Here is a 20,783-nt window from a genome sequence, read left to right as displayed (position 1 = left end):
TTTTTCTTAACAGAGCCATCTTTTTTCCTTACATGAATGGAAACTTCAATCCACCTAGTCCTTTTTTCTTACCTTTTTGCATTCCAGTCATCGTTTTCATCATCTTTTTCATATCATCAAATTGCTTGATTAAACGATTGATTTCTTGTACCGTTGTACCGCTACCTTTGGCAATGCGTTTTTTGCGACTAGCATTGATTATTTCCGGTTGTTCTCGCTCTAATTTAGTCATAGAACGAATAATTGCCTCAATATGCCCAATTTGTTTTTCATCAACTTGTGCATTTTTCAGCCCTTTAATTTTATTTGCACCAGGAAGCATTCCTAACAATTCATCTAGCGGTCCAAGTTGACGCACTTGTCCAAGTTGTTCTAGGAAATCGTCAAGCGTAAACGAAAGCGTACGCATTTTTTGCTCAAGTTCTTTTGCTTTCTCTTCATCAACTGTAGCTTGCGCTTTTTCAATTAATGTTAAGACGTCTCCCATCCCTAAAATACGGGATGCCATACGTTCTGGATGGAACGCTTCAAGTGCATCTAGTTTTTCACCCATACCAGCAAATTTAATTGGCGTATTTGTAACAGCTTTAATAGATAATGCAGCACCACCGCGCGTATCACCATCTAATTTCGTTAATACAACCCCTGTTAAACCTAACTGTTCATGGAAACTTTGTGCAACATTTACCGCGTCTTGTCCTGTCATCGCATCGACAACAAGGAAAATTTCATCCGGTTTCGCAACTTCTTTCACTTTCGCTAATTCATCCATTAGTTCTTCATCAATATGCAGGCGACCTGCTGTATCAATTAAAACATAATCATGATGATCTTCTTTCGCTTTTGCAATCGCTTGTTTCGCAATTTCAACAGGACTTACTTGATCTCCTAAAGAGAATACAGGCATGTCCAATTGCTTCCCTAATGTTTCAAGCTGTTTAATCGCTGCAGGACGGTAAATATCCGCTGCAACAAGCATCGGTTTACGATTATGCTTTTTACGAAGCAAATTCGCCAGTTTACCTGTCGTCGTTGTTTTACCTGCACCTTGCAGACCAACCATCATAATAACAGTCGGTGGCTTATTAGCAACAGCAATTTTGCTTTGCTCTCCGCCCATAAGTTCTGTAAGTTCTTCCTGTACAACTTTAATTACTTGTTGTCCAGGTGTCAAACTTTTCATTACATCTTGTCCGACAGCACGTTCAGACACACGCTTTACAAAATCTTTTACTACTTTAAAGTTAACGTCCGCTTCTAAAAGAGCTAGACGAACTTCTCTCATCATTTCTTTCACATCGGCTTCAGAAACTTTTCCTTTGCCGCGGATTTTTTGCATCGTCTGTTGAAGTCGGTCGGCTAATCCTTCAAATGCCATATTGCCGCCCTCCTAATCTAATTTTTCGATAGCTTCAACAACTTGTTTCATTTCTTCATTCACATGCTCTTCTTCGCTGATTAGCTGTTTTAGCTTTGCAACAAGTCGCTGTCGCTCTTGAAACTTTTGAAGTAATACTAATTTTTCTTCATATTCTTCAAGCATCGCTTCAGTCCGTTTAATGTTATCATACACGGCTTGGCGACTTACATCAAATTCTTCCGCAATTTCACCAAGAGATAAATCATCTAGATAATAAAGCGACATATAACTTCTTTGTTTTTGCGTTAACAACGATTGATAAAAATCAAATAAATAGTTCATTCTCGTTGTTTTTTCGAGCATGTTGGATCATCCTTTGTTAAGTGATTTCCCTTTACATGAATTAGTTTACATGGAGTACAAAAGAGTGTCAAGTTTTTTTCTTAACATCTCATATTTTTATAGAAAAAGAAGCGGAAAATACCGCTTCTTTCACTTATACTTCTTCTGTTTCTACTAAGTTCGCAAATAAACCATATACATATTGTTCTGGATCGAACTGTTGCAGATCATCCATTTGTTCTCCTAATCCAACGAATTTCACCGGTACATCCATTTCGTTACGAATCGCTAATACAATACCACCTTTAGCAGTTCCATCTAACTTCGTTAAAACAATACCAGTAACATTCGTTGCTTCACGGAATGTTTTCGCTTGACTTAAACCGTTTTGTCCCGTTGTAGCATCAATAACAAGTAATACTTCATGAGGAGCTCCTGGTACTTCACGCTCAATTACGCGCTTTACTTTCTCTAACTCTTTCATTAAGTTCACTTTATTTTGTAAACGTCCTGCTGTATCACATAGTAATACGTCTACGTTACGTGCTTTTGCAGCTTGTACCGCATCATACATAACCGCTGCTGGATCAGATCCTGATCCTTGTTTAATCACTTCTACCCCAACGCGATCGCCCCAAACTTCTAATTGTTCAATCGCTCCAGCACGGAATGTATCTCCTGCCGCTAATAAGACAGACTTACCTTCTGATTTAAACTTATGAGCCATCTTACCAATTGTTGTCGTTTTACCTACACCATTAACACCAACAAATAAAACAACTGTCAAGCCATCCTTTTGCATATTAACTTCATTAGTAAAATCGCTGTCACCTTTATAAATTTCTATTAATTTTTCCGAAATAACAGCTTGTACTTCTCTTGGGTCTTGAATGTTACGGCGTTGCACTTCTTCTTTCAACTGATCGATTAATTCCATCACTGTTGAAACGCCCACATCTGCACCGATTAAGATTTCTTCTAATTCCTCGAAGAAATCTTCATCTACTTTACGGTAACGAAAGACTAAATCATTTACTTTATCCGCAAACGAATTTCTCGTTTTTTCTAATCCTTGTTTAAACTTCTCTGTTACCGTATCCGTTTGTTTTGAAATTTTTTCTTTTAGTTTTTTAAAAAAGCTCATACTGTCCCATCCTTCCTATTTGCTTGCGACTAGTTCTTCTCCATCATCTAAACGAACCGAGACAAGTTTAGATACCCCTGACTCTTGCATTGTTACACCGTACAATACGTCAGACTCTTCCATTGTACCTTTTCTATGTGTAATTACAATAAACTGTGTCTCATCACTAAATTTCTTTAAATACTGGGCAAAACGGGCAACGTTTGCCTCATCAAGAGCGGCCTCGACCTCATCTAATACACAGAATGGGACTGGGCGCACTTTTAAAATACCAAATAATAGCGCAATTGCCGTTAAAGCACGCTCTCCACCTGAAAGTAAACCTAAGTTTTGCAGTTTCTTCCCTGGCGGTTGCGCTACAATATCAATACCCGTATTTAATAAATCCTCTGGATTCGTCATGACTAAATCCGCTCTACCGCCTCCAAACAATTCAGAGAACACCGATTGAAACTCCATTCGAATCCCTTCAAACGTAGTAGAAAAGCGTTTTTTCATTTCTTCATCCATTTCAGTAATAAGTTGGTGCAATGTCGTTTTTGCTTCTTCTAGATCATCTTTTTGCTCAAGTAAGAATGTATGACGCTCCGCTACACGCTCATACTCATCAATTGCCCCTAAGTTTACTGTGCCTAGCTCTTCGATGGATAGTTTAATTAGTTTCACTTTTTTACGTGCATCCTCAGCAGGCATCACCATTGTATACTTCAGTTTTGCCGCTTCAAATGAAATCGTATATGTTTCACGTAAATGTTGTAATCTATTTTCTAACTCTACATCAAGTCGGTTTATTTTTACTTCTTGATCTTTCAACATCTCAAGAATGTATTTATGTTTACCCGTTGTTTCTTTCAGATTACGCTCTAACTGTTCTACTCTCTCTTGTAACGATACACGTTGTTCTCGACGAGAGCGAATTAACTCCGAAGTTTGATTACGATCATATGCTTTCTTCTCAATCATATTCGTAATTTGCTCTTCTCCACTTGAATTCGATGTCATTTCTTGTTTTAAGAATGCTAAATCCTCTTTTGTTTTGACAAGCGTTGCATCCGTTTCTTCTTTTTCCTTCGTCAATCGTTCAACTTTTTCTTTTTGATTAGATAAGCGTTGTTGCTTTTCAGCCGCCAACACTTTTAACTCAGTCATTTCTTTTTGAACTTTTTCTTTCGACGTATGTTGCTCACTTTTTTGTTGTGTTAAAGCGACAATTTTGCTATCTAATTCCGTAATCTCCGCTTGAAGGGTCGCTAAAATCTTTTCTAGCTCTTCTTTACGCCCTTGCATTTTCACCTGGTCTTGCAAGAACCCTTCAATCTCTAAATCGTAAATAGATAAACGATCATTAATACGATGTTCTTCTAATTCTAAGCGATTAATTTCTTCTCTTAATTTCTGTTCATCTACACGCTCTGCTTCTACACTTTTCCTTAGTTCGCGTATTTGCACTTCTTTTTCTTGAATCTCTTGTTTTACTGCTTTAACAAAGTTTTCTAACTTCGTCGTTTTTTCTTCCATATTAGTTAACTTGTTCGTCCACTCTTCTAGCTCACGTTGACGTCCTAATAAAGAAGATTTCGCCTGTTTTACTGCGCCACCTGTCATAGAACCGCCAGGGTTCACTACATCACCTTCGATTGTTACAATGCGATAGCGGTATTGCAATTGTTTCGCCAACTCATTCGCCCCGCGTAAATCTTTTGCAACAATAACAGTACCTAATAAATTGGAAACTACATTTTCATATTTATTGTTATATTGCACAAGTTCTGCTGCCACACCTACAAACGATGGATGTTGATTTACAATACGTAATTGCTCAAATGATAACGATCTACCTTTCATAACAGCCTGCGGTAAAAACGTTGCTCGTCCATGTTTATTTTGTTTTAAAAACGCAATTGCATTACGAGCATGTTCTTCTTTTTGTACAACGATATGCTGCATCGCTGCACCTAGAGCAATTTCCATTGCAATTTCATATTCTTTCGGTACCGTTAGCAATTCTGCAACAGCCCCCTCGATACCTTGCAACCTATTTTCTCTAGCTTTTAATACTTCACGTACCCCTTGATAGAAACCAGAGTAATCTTCTTGCATCTCTTCTAGCATTTCTTTTCGAGAACGTGCCTGTTGTACAAATTGATACGCTTGGTATAGTTTTGTTTCATTTTCACTATACTGCGCCTTGCATTTCCCAAGTGCCGCTTCTGTCTTTTGTATATTCGAAAGGATTCCAGCTACTTTTTCTTTTACTTGTTCATAACTTTCCACAAGTTTTGTCTTTTTCGCTGTAATTTCCATACGCATTTCTACATATTTCGCATTTTCTTCATCAAGGCGTTCATTTTTTGAATTTTGTTGTTTAGATTGTTCTTCAATCATAGATAACTCATTACGATGACTAGCTTGTTGATTTAAAAGTTCAATATAGTCACCTTTTAAATTCTCAATTTGTTCCTCTAAATTATCAGCAAACGTTGCAAGCAATTGCTCATTATCATGCAATTTCATCTCCAACTCTTTTACATGATTTACAAATTGCATCAACACTTCTGTACTCGATTCGATTTCACCATCATAACTTGTAGCTTTCTCTGTTAATTCAACAATTAACTGTTCAAGTTGCGCACAATGCGTCGTTGCATTTTGCTTTCTCTCTTTTAATAGCTCACGCTGCCCTTCTAACTTTTCTAGCTCTTTACTAGAAAGTAAAAGTACTTCTTGCAGGGAATTTACCGACTCATCTACCGCTTGTAATTGGCCTCGTAATTCCTCTAACTCTTCTTCACCTTTTTGTAAATGCGTTGACATTTTAGCTTCTTCGTTTTTATTATGCCCAAACTGATTTCGAAGCGCTTCCCATTTCTCATGCAATTCTTCAATTTCATGTACAATAAGCGCTGCTTCTACTTTCTCTAATTCTTCTTTTTTCTCGAGATAATCCTTTGCAATAGAAGCTTGTCTTTCTAAAGGTTCTACTTGACTACTTAATTCGTGAATTATATCTTGTACACGATTTAAGTTTTCTTGTGTGTCTGCTAATTTACTTTCAGCTTTCTTTTTACGAAGTTTGTATTTCAGCACTCCCGCCGCTTCTTCAAATACACCACGACGTTCTTCTGATTTACTACTTAAAATCTCTTCAACTTTCCCCTGGCTAATAATCGAAAAAGCTTCTCTTCCCATACCAGAGTCCATAAATAAATCGATAATATCTTTCAACCTGCATGATTGTTTATTAATATAAAAATCACTATCACCAGAACGAGATACACGACGCGTTACACACACCTCATTATATTCAATTGGTAAACGTTGATCTTCATTATTTAAAGTTATTGTTACTTCAGCAACATTAACCGCTCTTCTCGTATCACTACCTGCAAAAATAATATCTTCCATCTTTGCACCACGTAATGATTTTGCCGATTGTTCACCAAGTACCCAGCGAATGGCATCCGTAATATTACTTTTCCCGCTTCCATTAGGTCCTACTACAGACGTTACACCTGGGACGAAATCGACAGATACACGTTCAGCAAAAGACTTAAATCCTGCTATTTCTAATCTTTTTAAAAACACGAAAGGCCTTCCTCCTATTCTCCGTTGCTATAAATGTTATTTATACAAAAACAACTTTTATACGGATTTCCTTTCCTTTCATTTACAAACGAAAAGAAAGTTTCATTCTATGCACAAGGAATCCCCCTCATTCAAAGGGGGATTCCTTATAGTTGTTCTTTTAACTTTTTCAACGCTTCTGCAGCAGCTTGTTGTTCTGCTTCTTTTTTCGACTTGCCACTACCAAGTCCTAAAGCCACGTTATTTAACGTAACACGTGACACAAATTCTCGATTGTGGGCTGGGCCTTTTTCTTGCAAAATTTGATACTCAATATTGCCACTACCATCACGCTGAATCAACTCTTGTAATTGACTCTTATAATCCATCACATGAGAAAAAGCACCTTCATTAATTTTAGGGTATACAATTTCTTTTAAAAAGCCCCATACTGTTTCTAGCCCTTGATCAAGATAAAGGGCACCAATAAACGCTTCAAAGACATCCGCTAATAAAGCTGGTCGTTCACGTCCACCTGTCATTTCCTCACCTTTGCCTAATAAAACAAGGCTACCAAATGACAACTCGTTTGCAAAACGAACAAGAGATGGTTCACATACAATTGCTGCACGTAGTTTTGTTAACTCTCCTTCGCTCATTGTCGGATATTTTTGAAACAGATACTGCGATACAGTAAGTTCCAATACTGCATCTCCAAGAAATTCGAGACGCTCATTGTCTTCATGTGGTTTTTTTCGATGCTCATTCACATACGATGAATGCGTAAATGCTTGAATCAATAATTTTTCATCTGTAAACGTAATACCTATCTTTTCTTGAAATAATTTAAACGCTTCACGATATTTTGTTTCGTATTTTTTTTCTCTATATTTACGGTACGGCATAGGTCCCTCCAGATATAAGCCGAGAAGCCCCGCTAAAAAACGGGACTTCATTCAAGCATTATAGATGACTCTCTATGTAAGTCACAGCATCGCCAACAGTAGCAATCTTTTCAGCATCTTCATCAGAAATTTCCATTTCGAATTCGTCTTCTAATTGCATTACAAGTTCTACTACATCTAGGGAGTCTGCTCCTAAATCTTCCTTGAAGCTCGCAGCTGGTACTACTTCTGTTTCTTCTACTCCTAAACGATCAACGATAATTTTTGTTACACGCTCTAAAACATCTGCCATTCCATTCACCTCCCCTCAAATATTATATTAAATATTGTCCAAAAAAACTAGTTGAAATCGATTCTTTTATTACATTACCATACCGCCATCAACATTTAACGTTTGACCTGTAATATATTTGCTTTGATCAGAAGCAAAAAACGTTACAGCATTTGCGATATCTTGCGCTTCACCAAACTGAGCTGCAGGAATTAATTTTAACATTTCAGCTTTTATATTTTCATCTAATACGTCTGTCATATCCGTCGCAATAAATCCAGGAGCAATTGCATTTACAGTAATATTGCGGCTCGCTAACTCTTTTGCTGATGTTTTTGTTAATCCAATTACACCTGCTTTAGCAGCAACATAGTTTGCTTGTCCTGGATTACCCGTTACTCCAACAACAGAGGCGATATTAACAATACGCCCATGACGTTGACGCATCATAAAACGAGATACTGCCTTCGTACATAAGAATACACCTTTTAAGTTTGTATTAATAACTGTATCCCATTCTTCTTCTTTCATACGCATTAATAAATTATCTTTTGTTACACCTGCATTATTAACAAGAATATCAACTTGTCCAAATACATCTACAGTTTGTTTCACCATATTTGTAACGTCTTCAGCATTTGCAACATCTGCTCTTACTGCAATGGCATCCGAACCTAATTTCTTTATTTCATCAACTACTTCATTTGCCTTTTGCTCATTACCAGCATAATTTACTACCACATTTGCCCCTTGTTTCGCTAAATCAATCGCAATCGCACGACCAATTCCACGTGAAGCGCCCGTTACTAATGCTACTTTCCCTTTTAACATCAGTTTTCTCCTCTCAAATTTGAAATGGTATCTTTTAATGTCTCTTCATCGTATATCGCGTATGCTTTCACTGATGAATCAATTGACTTCATAAGTCCAGCAAGTACTTTCCCAGGTCCAATTTCAATAAATGTATCGACCCCTTGATTCACCATATATTCAATGGATGGGTACCATAAGACAGGCGAATAGAGCTGTTCGATTAGCTTTTCTTGAATATGCGCACCACTTGTAATAACGTCTGCTGTTACATTTGCGATTACCGGAATATTCGTATCTTGAATTGTAATTTCATTTAAGACACTTTGGAATTTCTCCGCTGCTGGCTTCATAAGCGCAGAGTGGAACGGTCCACTTACTTTAAGCGGAATCGCTCTCTTTGCACCATTTTCTTTCGCTCTTTGAGAAGCAATCTCGACCCCTTGCTTTGTTCCAGAAATTACAATTTGCTTCGTACTATTCATATTAGCGATTTGTACTGCATACCCTTCACCTGTTACCTCTTCTGTAACTTGTTTCAGCATATGTGGATCAGCACCTAAAATAGCCGCCATTGCACCTTCTCCGCCAGGAACAGCTTCTTCCATATATTCCCCACGTTTCCTTACAGCATATACTGCATCCGCAAAAGTTAATGCACCCGCTGCTACAAGAGCGCTATACTCACCTAAACTATGCCCTGCGACAAAGTCTGGTGTAATATCATACTCTTTTAAAGCTGTCAAAATAGCAAAACTCGTTGTTAATAAAGCCGGTTGCGCATTTGTCGTTAACGTAAGCTTTTCCTGCGGCCCTTCAAAAATCACTTCTGAAAGTGAATCTTGCAACACTTCATCTGCTTTTGCAAATACATTTGCAACCTCTTTATTATTCTCTGCTAACTGTTTACCCATTCCAACTGCCTGTGAACCTTGGCCCGGAAAAAGAAATGCTAGTTTTCCCATTTCAAATCCTCCTCTTATTGGAGTGGCTCTTTCTCCATTACGCTTGAAATAGTAGGAATAACTTCTTTCGCTACCATTTCTCTCGTTTGACGAATCGCACTAAATATCGATTGATCATTAGAAGAACCGTGAGCCTTAATGACAGGAGCTTTCAATCCAAATAATGCCGCTCCTCCATACTCCGAATAATCCATTTTATCTTTTAATACCATAAGTTTTGGTTTTAATACCGCGGCTGCTAATTTGCTCGTAAACGAACTCATTAACTGCTCTTTTAACATAGAGAATAATGCAAGTGCTGTTCCTTCTAAAGATTTTAGCGCTACATTACCTGTAAAACCATCACATACAACAACATCTGCTACACCTTGTAACAAGTCTCTTGATTCAACGTTTCCAACAAAATTAATTGGTGCATCTTTAAGCATTGTAAAGACTTGTTTTGAAAGCTCGTTCCCTTTGCCATCCTCTGTCCCAACATTTAAAAGTCCGACGCGAGGATTTTTAATTCCTCTTACTTTCTCAGCATATACAGATCCCATTACTGCATATTGATATAAATGAATTGGTTTTGCATCAACGTTCGCTCCAACATCTAACATAACAAAACCTTCTCCATCAACAGTTGGCATTGTAGGGGATAAAGCTGGTCGCTCAATTCCTTCCATACGACCTACAACAAACAATCCAGCCGCCATTAAAGCACCTGTACTACCAGCTGATATACAAGCATCCGCTACACCATCTTTTACTTGCTGTGCCGCAAGTACCATTGAAGCTTGTTTTTTTCGACGAACCGCTCTTACTGGTTCATCTGTCGATTCGATTTTTTCGTCTGTATGAAGTATAGTAATTCGCTCTTCACTCGTTAAGTATTGACGAATTTCCTCTTCTTTCCCTACTAACGTAATATGTAAATCAGAATATTCCTTAATAGCTTTCATTGCTCCTAGTACGACAGCCTTTGGAGCATGATCGCCGCCCATTGCATCTATTGCGATTTTCATAAGTTGTTACCTTCCTCACTATAATTACTAGATCGATACATTTCAAAAGTGCCTGTAAAAACAAGTTCTTCTCCAACGAAGCTACGCACTTTGACAACCGTCCGCCCTTTGTCATTCTCTACATCTTCCACGCGCGCTTTTGCAACAACACGCTCTCCTAATTTTACAGGACGAATGTATCGAATGGTAGACTTTGCAGTTAAAGCTAATTCTTCATCAATAACCGCAACAGCTAGTGAGTTTGCTTGTGCAAACAAATGATGCCCACGGGCAATTTGATTTCTTTTAAATACGTGTTCTACCTTCACTTCAAAGATAGAAATCGCATGTCTATCTAATTCTATATCAATAATTTCTCCGACAACCTCTTCTAATGGTAAAGATTTCACATCTTCTTCATGTTGCTTTGTAGCTACATGTTTAATTCTTTCTCTTAATTCAGGAATAGATAATTCCATACGATCTAGACGTACGGTTTGTATACTCACTTGAAATTTCTCTGCTAAATCTTCATCCGTAATAAAAGGATTCGTTTCTATAGTTTGTTGTAATAATTCTTGTCTTTCTTTTTTACTTCTTCTTTTTTTCATACCGCACCATCCATTTTTATGACTAGGTACTAACAGTAGTATATAATCATTAAAAGTAGAATGCAACAAAAACTTTTGTTGCCTCCCTTTAATCGAGCTTCTCTCCCTGGAACACACCTGTCCCATCAAGATACGTACGCAACGACGCATATTGATCATTATGCCAAAATGCTTCTGAATCTACTAGTAACGCCGCATCTTGTCTAGCTGTTTCTAGCGCCCGATAATCATGTACCATATCAGCAACCTTGAATTCTGGTAAACCACTTTGCTTACTCCCAAAGAAATCTCCAGGACCTCTTAACTCTAAATCTTTTTCCGACAATACAAATCCATCATTCGTTTCGGTCATAATACGCATTCGTTCTTTTCCCGTTTCCGATTTTGGATCCGCGATTAATAAACAATACGATTGTTCACTACCACGCCCAACACGTCCTCTTAGCTGATGAAGCTGTGATAAACCGAAACGCTCTGCATCATAAATAACCATTACAGTCGCATTCGGTACGTTCACACCTACTTCAACAACTGTTGTCGATACAAGAATTTGCACTTTATTTTCACTAAATTGTCCCATTATCTCTTCTTTTTCTTGAGATGATAATCTTCCATGCATTAATCCAACTTGACATTTCCCCTGATAATGATGAGTCAGCATACTATGTAAGTCGATTGCATTTTGCACATCAAGTTTCTCAGATTCTTCAATAAGGGGACAAATAACATATGCTTGTCTTCCTTTATTTATCTCTTTCTCTACAAAACCGAGAACACGATCTAACATGTCATGTTTTGCCCAGTATGTTTCAATTACCTTTCTACCAGCCGGCATCTCATCGATTATAGAAACATCCATCTCTCCAAATGCAGTAATTGCTAACGTACGTGGAATCGGGGTCGCTGTCATAAATAATACGTCTGGACTCTCGCCTTTCTCACGTAAAACTCGTCGCTGCGCTACACCAAATCGATGTTGTTCATCAGTAATAACGAGACCTAACCTATGAAAGATCACTTCATCTTGAATTAAAGCATGTGTTCCAACAAGGATATCTATTTCTCCTTGTTCTAATTTCGCCAAAATCTCTCGGCGTCTCACACCTTTCACTGAACTTGTTAACAATTCAACCTTCATACCAAAGTGCGAGAACGTCTCTGCGAGCGATTGATAATGTTGTTCTGCTAAAATTTCTGTTGGAACCATTAAAGCACCTTGATAATGCGCTAATTTTGCTGCATAAAGACCAATTGCAGCAACCACCGTTTTACCAGAACCTACATCACCTTGCAACAGACGATTCATTCGATAAGGAGATGTCATATCTTTCATAATTTCATCTACAACTCGGCGTTGCGCACCAGTTAACGGAAACGGAAGAGCATCGATAAACTCTTGCAATTCTTCTGAAGGAATTTCTTTTTTCGTCCCTTTCGAATTTTCCCTCTCCATTTTCCGTAACGTTTGCATTTTTAACTGAAATAAGAAAAACTCCTCATATACAAAACGGCGACGCGCTTGCTTCAAATCTTCCTGACCTGTTGGAAAATGCAACGCCCGAAGCGCTTCATAACGTGGCAATAATTTATATCGACTTAGCAATCCATCAGGTAACACTTCAACTATAGAATCTCCATACTCTTTTAACGCTTGTGCAATAAAACGGCGCATCTGTTTTACTGTAAGTTTCCCTTTCACTGAGTACACAGGCTCTACTTCTTGTTGACGTACAACCGGTCCAAAATGAAGTTCTGATACCGCAATCGTTTGACGATGCTGATCCCATTTACCAGTAATCGTTACCGTTTCATCTAAATTTAACTTTTGCTTATAGTACGGCCTATTAAAACATACAGCTGTAATTAAATAACGACCTACGAGGACACGAACCGTAAGACGCGACTTCTTCTTCCCATAATATTGCAGTAAAGGAGCACTATGAACTTTCCCCTCTACTGTTACACGTTCATCATGCTTTACTTCAGCAAGATCTTTCATCGCATAGTCTTCATAACGGTACGGAAAATGTTCTAATAGATGAGAAACTGTATAAATTCCCATCTCGTGTAGTAATTCAGATGTTTCTCCTCCGATTCCCTTTACATCCGTAACGGGAACTTGTACAACTTCATTCAAGATTCTCACGCTCCGTCACATTATTTTTTTGATTCATTATCCATTAAGATGATTGACATCTGTAATCGCTCTCTTTCACCCTATATATTCTATCATAGGCATTCTAAGAGAAACTACTCAAATCCCTCATAAACAACACGAAAGAAAAGAGCCTCACTATTAGCAGCAAGGCTCTTTTTTATCTTCAATATGCTAGCCTTTTGAATAAAAACTAGTAATAAACTTCATATTACTACTTATTATCCATTAGCAAGTAAGTAATCCATTTATTTTCAAAACGAATTTTTTCTTATTCTACAGAGAAGATGAAAGAATACACCGGTTGGTTTCCAGCATGTACTTCTACTTCTGCATCTTCAAAATTCTCTTCTACAAATGCAACTAATTCAGCTACTTCTTCGTCAGTTGCATCTTCACCTTGTAGAATCGTTACGATTTCAGAATCTTCATCAATAAGTGCTCCTAGTAATTGCTTCGCAGCTCCTACTTTTTCAGCATTTGTTGATACGATTTTTCCATCTGCGATACACATGAAATCATCTTTTTGAATTGCCACACCATCAATTTCCGTATCACGTACAGCATACGTAATTTGACCTGTTTTCACATGAGATAAAGCTTCTTTCATGTTTTCTTCATTTTCTTCTAGCGTTCCAACTGGATTAAATGCTAACATCGCAGCCATACCTTGAGGAACTGTTTTTGAACGAACTACAATCACTTCTTGATCTACAACTGACGCTGCTTGTTCTGCTGCCATTACGATATTCCCGTTGTTCGGTAAAATAATGATTTTTTCAGCGTTTGCTTCTTCAATTGCCTTCACGATATCCTCCGTACTTGGATTCATCGTTTGGCCACCTTCGATAACTTTCGTCGCGCCAATGCTTTCAAATAAAGTTTTAATGCCAGATCCCATAGCTACAGTTACAATACCGTACGGTTGTTTCTCTTTAGACTGGCTAGTTGGTTCAGGCATCATAGCAGGCTCATCTAATAAAGCAGTATGCTGTTCACGCATATTCTCTACTTTAATCTTGATTAAACTACCGTAACGTTGTCCGTAGTTCATAGCGTCTCCAGGATGCTCTGCATGGATATGAACTTTTACAATTTCATCATCAGATACAACTAGTAGTGAATCACCATACACACTAATATCTTCACGGAATTTTTGTTCAGAGAAATTATGTTCTTTCACTTTTTCAGCTTCTAATTTCACCATGAACTCCGTACAATATCCATACTTAATATCTTCTGTACTCAATTGGCTTTGTACACTACGGTGATGTTCTGCGCGCACCATTTCATTCATAGATGGTTGCGTCGGCGCATCAGAAGAAATTGTTTCTCCTTTTAAGTCAGCTAAAAATCCTTCGTATACAACAACAAGACCTTTACCACCGCTATCTACAACGCCAACTTGTTTTAATACAGGTAATAAATCTGGCGTACGATTTAACGATGCATTTGCTTCTTTCACAACGTCTTCCATAAACAAAACAAAGTCGCGCTGTTTTTTCGCAACTGTTACTGCATATTTACCCGTTTCTCTAGCAACCGTTAAAATCGTTCCTTCAATCGGTTTCATAACCGCTTTGTAAGCCGCTTCTACTCCAGCTTCTAAAGCTTCAGCAAAATCAACTGTTGTTAATTCTTCTTTTTGCTCAATGGATTTCGAGAAACCACGGAACAACTGAGATAAAATAACTCCAGAGTTACCACGAGCTCCCATTAATAATCCTTTGGCTAAACTTACGCCGACTTTACCAGCATGTTGTGAAGGGTTTGCTTTCACTTCACGTGCGCCTGAAGTCATAGATAAGTTCATGTTTGTACCGGTATCGCCATCTGGAACTGGAAATACGTTTAATGCATCAACAAGCTGAACATTATTTGTTAAATTATTCGCTCCTTGCATGATCATTTGTGATAAACGTTTTCCATCAATTTTTTGAATTGACACAGATTTTCCTCCTTAATGCACATTACAAGTTTATTACTTTAACTCCTTGTACGTAGATGTTTACAGAATCTACTGCTAGTCCTACAGTTTGATCTAATGTATATTTCACTTTCGTCTGCACGTTATGTGCTACTTCTGAAATTTTCGTACCATAGCTCACAATAATATACATATCAATATGTACTTCGTCTTCATCCTTACGAACAATAACACCTCTAGTGAAGTTTTCTTTTCGTAAAATGTCTGTTAATCCATCTTTTAACTGATTCTTTGATGCCATACCTACGATACCGTAGCAATCTACCGCGGCACCTCCAGCAATTGTTGCAATTACATCTGTACTAATATCAATTTGACCGTACTTCGTTTTAATTTCAATTGACATCTCGTTTTCCCCCTTCATAAATGGTGAAAGTGAGTTAGACTACTTTAGTTACTATCATATAATCTTTTTAAAGAAAATTCCATCGTTCTTTCTTTTTCACTCTCATATTTTATGTTGAAAACTACACTGTTTTATGATGAGCAAAATAGTCCATTGTTATTATACAACATGTATCACTATAATATGTCAAGCAATTTTTCTTGATTTCAACTTTTCTTCATTGACATATAGTGTCAAGTAATTTTTCTTGATTTCTTTTTTCTACGGTGTTGCATTCTCTATTTAGTTGTGTTAAATTATAGTAGTGTTTTTAGCATCGCATAAAAGACTAACATTGAAAAATTACGTATGGTAAGGTATCAAGGGAGGGAAATATAAATGGCTCGTGTTTGTGCTATTACTGGAAGAAAAGCTCGTTCTGGTAACTCTCGTTCTCACGCAATGAACGCTACAAAACGTAAGTGGGGCGCTAACCTTCAAAAAGTTCGCGTACGCATCGACGGAAAAGTTCAACGTGTTTACGTTTCTGCTAGAGCATTAAAATCTGGCAAAATCGAACGTGTTTAATAATAAAAAAAAGAGCCGCTAGGCTCTTTTTTTACTATGAAAATGGAAAAAGCACCGGTAATAGGTGCTTTTTTTAATCTTTTTTGAAGGTATTTAACATGGCACGAACAATTCCACCAAGAAATTTAGGTAACTTAATTGTATAAAATCTCATGGTTTCCCTCCTAATCCCCATTACTCCACTTGTTCACTATATGATGTAAGGAGCAAAATTGTTTCTTTAATCAGTGCTTCTTATCACCATTAATATGCCAGAAGTAAATGAAAAAGTACCTTTTTCATCAATGAGTTCATTACTAATACAAAGTGTTGATCCCCATTCTATTGTTTTATTAGTTAGGGGATACTTAAAACCAAGTAATGTAATCCCTTCCACTATTTCAGTAACCGGTACAAAAGATACATAAGGGAAATTTTCATTTTCTTCAATTATATGTGTACCTACTTTTTTCACGCTTATTTCATTTTTATTGTCTACAATACACATTTCTATTCCTACTTCTAACCCTTTTAAAAGCATCTGTATATTCGCTAAACCGTGATCAAGCCTTCCGCCGGTAGCACCAAAAATACGAATTAATGCTGGCTTCTGTTCTAACGCCCAGTTGATCGCAATTTCTAAATCCGTTTGATCTTTTTCACGAGGGACAATATGTAAATCATTCGTTTGTTGCCCCATCCATACTAATTCCTCCTCAGTAACCGAGTCATAATCTCCAAACGCAACAGCTGGAGTAATCCCGCCTTTTAATAAACGGTATACTCCCCTATCAACTGCCGCCCACACTACTTTCTCATTTTCATATCGAGAAAAATCTGCACAATATTCCGCAGGTCCTCCCGCTAAAATATGAATAATCATGTTTCCTTCCCCTTCTATTGTAAAAAGGCAATCTGCCAGTCGGTAGATTGCCTTTTTACATATTTTTTCTCTATCCTTTATAAATAGTGAAAACTTACTACACTAGAAGATTCACTGGGATAAAGACTCGTTCATTCATTATCCACGAATGACACGAATTGCTTCACCGCGGTCTTTTTGATTGTATACTGCTGACCCAGCTACAAGTACATTTGCTCCTGCTTCCACACAAAGTCTTGCTGTTTCAGCGTTTACACCACCATCAACTTCAATTTCCACTTCTAGATTGCGCTCTTTAACCATTTCTGCAACTTGTTTAATTTTCGGTAATACAGAATGGATAAATTTCTGTCCACCAAATCCAGGGTTTACTGTCATAAGTAATACCATATCAATATCTTCTAACACATGCTCAATCACTGAAACTGGCGTATGTGGATTTAATACAACTCCTGCTTTAATGCCATGAGATTTAATTAACTGAATTGTACGATGTAAATGAGGGCACGCCTCTACATGAACAGTAATAATATCCGCTCCCGCTTTTGCGAAAGTCGGAATATAGTTATCTGGATTTTCAATCATTAAATGTACATCTAACGGTAACGATGTAATCGGACGAATCGCTTCTACAATTAATGGTCCAATCGTAATATTTGGTACGAAATGTCCATCCATTACATCGACATGAATGTAATCCGCTCCGCCCTTTTCTACATCTTTAATCTCTTCCCCTAATTTTGAAAAATCTGCTGATAAGATCGATGGTGCAATTTTAATCATAACTAATACCTCGGCTTTCTCTCTCTAATTTCTTCTACGAATTGTTTATAATTCTTATAACGATATTCTGTAATTTTCCCCTCTTCAACCGCAGCCTTCACAGCACATTTCGGTTCAGAAAGATGTGTACACCCTCTAAATTTACAGTATTGGCTCGCTTCTTTCAACTCTGGAAAGCAATATGTAAGATCTTCTACCTCTATATCTATGAAATCGAGTGAACTAAAACCAGGTGTATCTGCAACTAGTCCGCTTCCAATCGCAATTAATTCTACGTGTCTTGTCGTATGTTTTCCGCGTCCTAAATGTGAGGAAATATCATTCGTTTTCAGTTCTAATTCTGGACGTAAGACGTTAAGCATAGAAGATTTCCCAACACCAGATTGTCCCGCAACGACGGAAACACAACCTTCTAAGAATGGTTTTAAAATATCAATACTTTCCGATGTATTTATAGAAGTAAATAATACATCATATCCCATCTCACGATAGTCATTTGCATAAGCTTCAACAGTCTCTCTCATTTTTTCATCCACTAAATCCATCTTACTAATGCAAATAATCGGCTTAATGTTATGATATTCAATTAGCACCAAAAATCGATCTAACAGTCCCGGATTAAAATCTGGTTCTACTGCAGAAAAAACGAGAATTGCCTGATCAACATTAGCAATAGGAGGCCTAACAAGTTCATTTTTTCGATCAAATACTTCAAGCACGTATCCTTCACTTGGATTATCAGCCTGAAAGACAACTTGGTCTCCTACCAGTGGTGTAATTTTATTTTTTCTAAACACACCACGTCCGCGACATTGTGTAATCCCTTCTTCATGCTGCACATAATAAAATCCACTTAGAGCTTTTACAATTTTTCCTTCTGGCATATAATTCTCCTTTATTCTGTATAAAGTGAAGCTGTAATTCATATTGAATGGATTATTATTCTTTAAATAAAGATTTCAAAACCCGTCATATATAAGTTAATATATTTAATCTACCATCAAATTTAAAATATTATTTATAACAGTATCACTTTTATAACTTTTTGAATCATATATTTTTGCCTGTTATACAGTCCACTATGTGTAGACAGCATAACAGGCAGGAGTAATACATTCCATTCTCTCTAGAAAGAAAGTGGAATGTATTATTATTGTGTTGGATATGGTACTTCTTTGTCAATAATCGTTACACCATCTCTTACAATTTTATAGCGTCCTTTTGTATCTTCTTGAATTACAAATTCTAATGAAATAGTTGCCGACTCTGAAATTGTTCTAGTTTCAATTGGTCTATCCATTTTTTGTTGCATATCTTCTTTATAAATTTCTATTGTTTGCGGTTTTTTCTCACCTATTATAGAAGACTCATACGGAATAGAAATATTATCCACTTTCACGGTTTTCGTTACTTTCGGCTTAGGGCCCTCTGAGATGATAATCGTCACTTTATCCCCTTCTTTTAACGGCGTTCCCGGTTTTGGAGATTGCGAAATTACAAGTCCTTTATCAACAGTATCGGAATACTCTCGTTTTATATCTGGAGTTAGTTTTCTCTCATTCAAATAACCAGTTACACTATTTTCAGTCCACCTTGAAAAATCACCCGGTCTAATTTGATAAGGGCCTTTACTTACCCAGATTTTCAGTTCTTGCTCGGCCTCTACCACCATTTGGTCAGACGTCGGAATTTGCTCTACAATTGCACCTTTCGGCCTATCATCTTCAATATAATATACTGTAACTTGTTTATATTTCTCTTCTAACTCTGTTTTTATACTCTCTAAATCTTTTCCTGTGAAATCAATCATCTTACTTTTCTTTTTCCCACCTGATTGATAGATAGTAATTTTAGAGTTTTCTTTCACGACTCTACCTGCTACAGGATCTGTTTTTATAACGTCACCGGTTTCAACATCATCTGTATATACAATATTAGGTTCCGTAACTTCAAAACCCTTTTCAACTAATGTATTTACTGCTGTCGTATATTTCATACCAGCCACATCAGGTACTTTTACATCTTTTGGAATAAAGAATCCTGGAATAACAGTAAGCGCTAGCGTTATTCCAATCGCTAACAGTAAAAATGTTGTAATTAAAATTTTGAGCCATTTATTACTTCGTTTTTTCTTCTTACTTAAATCCGTTTCTTCTTTTCTTATCTGTTCATCCACTTTACTTCCTTTTAAAACAATTGTTTCATCAGTAACATTTTCGAATAATTGTTCTTGTTGAATAATCGGAATCGCTTTTGTCGCTTCCATATCTTCCGGTATGTAAAATGGCTGCTCATTTATCCTCTCTGGATATAGCGCAGTTTCAATATCTCGTTTCATCGCATTGGCAGATTGATATCGATGAAATGGATCTTTCGCAGTTGCCTTTAATATAATATTTTCGACACTTTGAGGAATATTTTCATTCCATCTTTTTGGAGATGGAATTTCACTTTGTAAATGTTTTAAAGCTATAGCAACAGCAGATTCGCCAGAAAACGGTTGTCTTCCTGTTAACAACTCAAACATAACGATCCCTAGGGAATAAATATCTGATTGTTTATTTGCTATCCCACCGCGTGCTTGTTCTGGTGATAAATAATGCACCGAACCGAGTACTGAATTTGTATGTGTAATTGTTGTTGCACTTGTAGCTGTCGCAATTCCAAAATCTGTTACTTTTATTACTCCATCAGCTCGAATTAAAATATTGTGCGGTTTAATATCACGGTGCACAATTTCAAAATGATGGGCGTGTGCCATGGCGGATGTTAACTGCTCCATTATGTCAAGAGCTTCTCCAATAGGTAACATCCCTCGCTCAATTATGTATTGCTTCAATGTTTGTCCTGGTACATACTCCATTACAAGATAATATATACCATCCTCTTCTCCGACATCATACATATTCACAATATTTGGATGCGACAACGTTGTAACAGACTGCGCTTCTCGATGGAAACGTTTAATAAACTCTTCGTTATTTGAATAGTCGAGTCTTAATATTTTCACCGCTACATCCCGGCCCAGTATATCATCATGAGCTAAATACACATTGGCCATTCCACCGCCACCAATCATTTTCAGCAGCTTATAACGGTCATTTAAGCGTTTTCCAATCAGCACG

The 20,783-nt window shown here is 37.2% G+C and carries 19 protein-coding genes; 1 reads left to right on the top strand and 18 read right to left on the bottom strand.

Annotated elements, in window-relative coordinates; genetic code table 11:
- Positions 1–28: 28 nt before the first annotated feature.
- The 13 genes from ffh to AC0L0O_RS05295 all read right to left on the bottom strand — a co-directional run bounded on the left by ffh (position 29) and on the right by AC0L0O_RS05295 (position 15,446).
- Entirely contained in the window at positions 29–1,378 is a 1,350-nt protein-coding gene (ffh, locus tag AC0L0O_RS05355) for a signal recognition particle protein (RefSeq protein WP_000863461.1), read from the bottom strand.
- Between the two features lie 12 nt (positions 1,379–1,390).
- Positions 1,391–1,723 carry a putative DNA-binding protein gene (locus AC0L0O_RS05350; protein ID WP_000891062.1) on the bottom strand — a complete coding sequence of 111 codons (333 nt, stop codon included), beginning with the start codon at positions 1,721–1,723 and terminating at the stop codon, positions 1,391–1,393.
- A gap of 133 nt (positions 1,724–1,856) precedes the next feature.
- On the bottom strand, positions 1,857–2,846 hold the full coding sequence (ftsY, locus tag AC0L0O_RS05345; RefSeq protein WP_000007650.1) for a signal recognition particle-docking protein FtsY: 990 nt from the start codon (positions 2,844–2,846) through the stop codon (positions 1,857–1,859).
- 15 nt (positions 2,847–2,861) lie between these two features.
- Positions 2,862–6,431: a chromosome segregation protein SMC gene (gene smc / locus AC0L0O_RS05340; RefSeq protein ID WP_000478992.1), complete on the bottom strand. Its 3,570-nt coding sequence runs from the start codon at positions 6,429–6,431 to the stop codon at positions 2,862–2,864.
- A 146-nt stretch (positions 6,432–6,577) separates the two neighbouring features.
- Complete coding sequence (gene rncS / locus AC0L0O_RS05335; RefSeq protein ID WP_001146873.1) at positions 6,578–7,315, bottom strand: ribonuclease III; 738 nt, start codon at positions 7,313–7,315, stop codon at positions 6,578–6,580.
- Positions 7,316–7,373: 58 nt separating this feature from the next.
- Positions 7,374–7,607 carry an acyl carrier protein gene (gene acpP, locus AC0L0O_RS05330; protein ID WP_000786062.1) on the bottom strand — a complete coding sequence of 78 codons (234 nt, stop codon included), beginning with the start codon at positions 7,605–7,607 and terminating at the stop codon, positions 7,374–7,376.
- A 69-nt stretch (positions 7,608–7,676) separates the two neighbouring features.
- Complete coding sequence (fabG, locus tag AC0L0O_RS05325; RefSeq protein ID WP_000911782.1) at positions 7,677–8,417, bottom strand: 3-oxoacyl-[acyl-carrier-protein] reductase; 741 nt, start codon at positions 8,415–8,417, stop codon at positions 7,677–7,679.
- Positions 8,417–9,361, bottom strand: a complete 945-nt coding sequence (fabD, locus tag AC0L0O_RS05320; RefSeq protein ID WP_000516946.1) for an ACP S-malonyltransferase — start codon at positions 9,359–9,361, stop codon at positions 8,417–8,419. The genes fabG and fabD overlap by 1 nt, the downstream gene beginning before the upstream one ends.
- Before the next feature lie 14 nt (positions 9,362–9,375).
- Entirely contained in the window at positions 9,376–10,368 is a 993-nt protein-coding gene (gene plsX, locus AC0L0O_RS05315) for a phosphate acyltransferase PlsX (RefSeq protein ID WP_000684110.1), read from the bottom strand.
- A complete protein-coding gene (gene fapR, locus AC0L0O_RS05310; RefSeq protein WP_000747352.1) occupies positions 10,365–10,958 on the bottom strand; it encodes a transcription factor FapR in 594 nt (197 codons plus the stop codon). The genes plsX and fapR overlap by 4 nt, the downstream gene beginning before the upstream one ends.
- Positions 10,959–11,046: 88 nt before the next feature.
- A complete protein-coding gene (gene recG, locus AC0L0O_RS05305) occupies positions 11,047–13,095 on the bottom strand; it encodes an ATP-dependent DNA helicase RecG (protein WP_001006884.1) in 2,049 nt (682 codons plus the stop codon).
- A gap of 289 nt (positions 13,096–13,384) precedes the next feature.
- Complete coding sequence (locus AC0L0O_RS05300) at positions 13,385–15,061, bottom strand: DAK2 domain-containing protein (RefSeq protein WP_000027136.1); 1,677 nt, start codon at positions 15,059–15,061, stop codon at positions 13,385–13,387.
- 22 nt (positions 15,062–15,083) lie between these two features.
- Positions 15,084–15,446, bottom strand: coding sequence for an Asp23/Gls24 family envelope stress response protein (locus tag AC0L0O_RS05295; protein WP_000021109.1), 363 nt, complete (start codon positions 15,444–15,446; stop codon positions 15,084–15,086).
- 378 nt (positions 15,447–15,824) lie between these two features.
- Here AC0L0O_RS05295 and rpmB point away from each other — a divergent pair, with 378 nt between their 5' ends.
- Positions 15,825–16,013: a 50S ribosomal protein L28 gene (gene rpmB / locus AC0L0O_RS05290; RefSeq protein ID WP_000124776.1), complete on the top strand. Its 189-nt coding sequence runs from the start codon at positions 15,825–15,827 to the stop codon at positions 16,011–16,013.
- Positions 16,014–16,086: 73 nt separating this feature from the next.
- Here the strand turns inward: rpmB and spoVM are convergent, their stop codons facing one another.
- From spoVM to prkC, 5 genes are all read right to left on the bottom strand, one after another.
- Positions 16,087–16,167: a stage V sporulation protein SpoVM gene (gene spoVM, locus AC0L0O_RS05285; RefSeq protein ID WP_001213599.1), complete on the bottom strand. Its 81-nt coding sequence runs from the start codon at positions 16,165–16,167 to the stop codon at positions 16,087–16,089.
- Positions 16,168–16,233: 66 nt separating this feature from the next.
- The gene (locus AC0L0O_RS05280) at positions 16,234–16,914 is read right to left on the bottom strand and encodes a thiamine diphosphokinase (RefSeq protein ID WP_025388434.1); all 681 of its coding nucleotides are present in this window, start codon (positions 16,912–16,914) and stop codon (positions 16,234–16,236) included.
- A gap of 99 nt (positions 16,915–17,013) precedes the next feature.
- Positions 17,014–17,658 carry a ribulose-phosphate 3-epimerase gene (rpe, locus tag AC0L0O_RS05275; protein WP_000589966.1) on the bottom strand — a complete coding sequence of 215 codons (645 nt, stop codon included), beginning with the start codon at positions 17,656–17,658 and terminating at the stop codon, positions 17,014–17,016.
- Between the two features lie 2 nt (positions 17,659–17,660).
- A complete protein-coding gene (gene rsgA, locus AC0L0O_RS05270) occupies positions 17,661–18,542 on the bottom strand; it encodes a ribosome small subunit-dependent GTPase A (RefSeq protein WP_001113935.1) in 882 nt (293 codons plus the stop codon).
- Positions 18,543–18,808: 266 nt separating this feature from the next.
- Positions 18,809–20,782: a serine/threonine protein kinase PrkC gene (prkC, locus tag AC0L0O_RS05265; protein ID WP_000904757.1), complete on the bottom strand. Its 1,974-nt coding sequence runs from the start codon at positions 20,780–20,782 to the stop codon at positions 18,809–18,811.
- Between the last annotated feature and the right edge of the window lies 1 nt (position 20,783).

This window comes from Bacillus sp. GS3m_15504 (assembly GCF_055825275.1).
The sequence above is the reverse complement of the archived record's forward strand: the minus strand, read 5'-3'. Positions and strand labels throughout refer to the sequence as shown.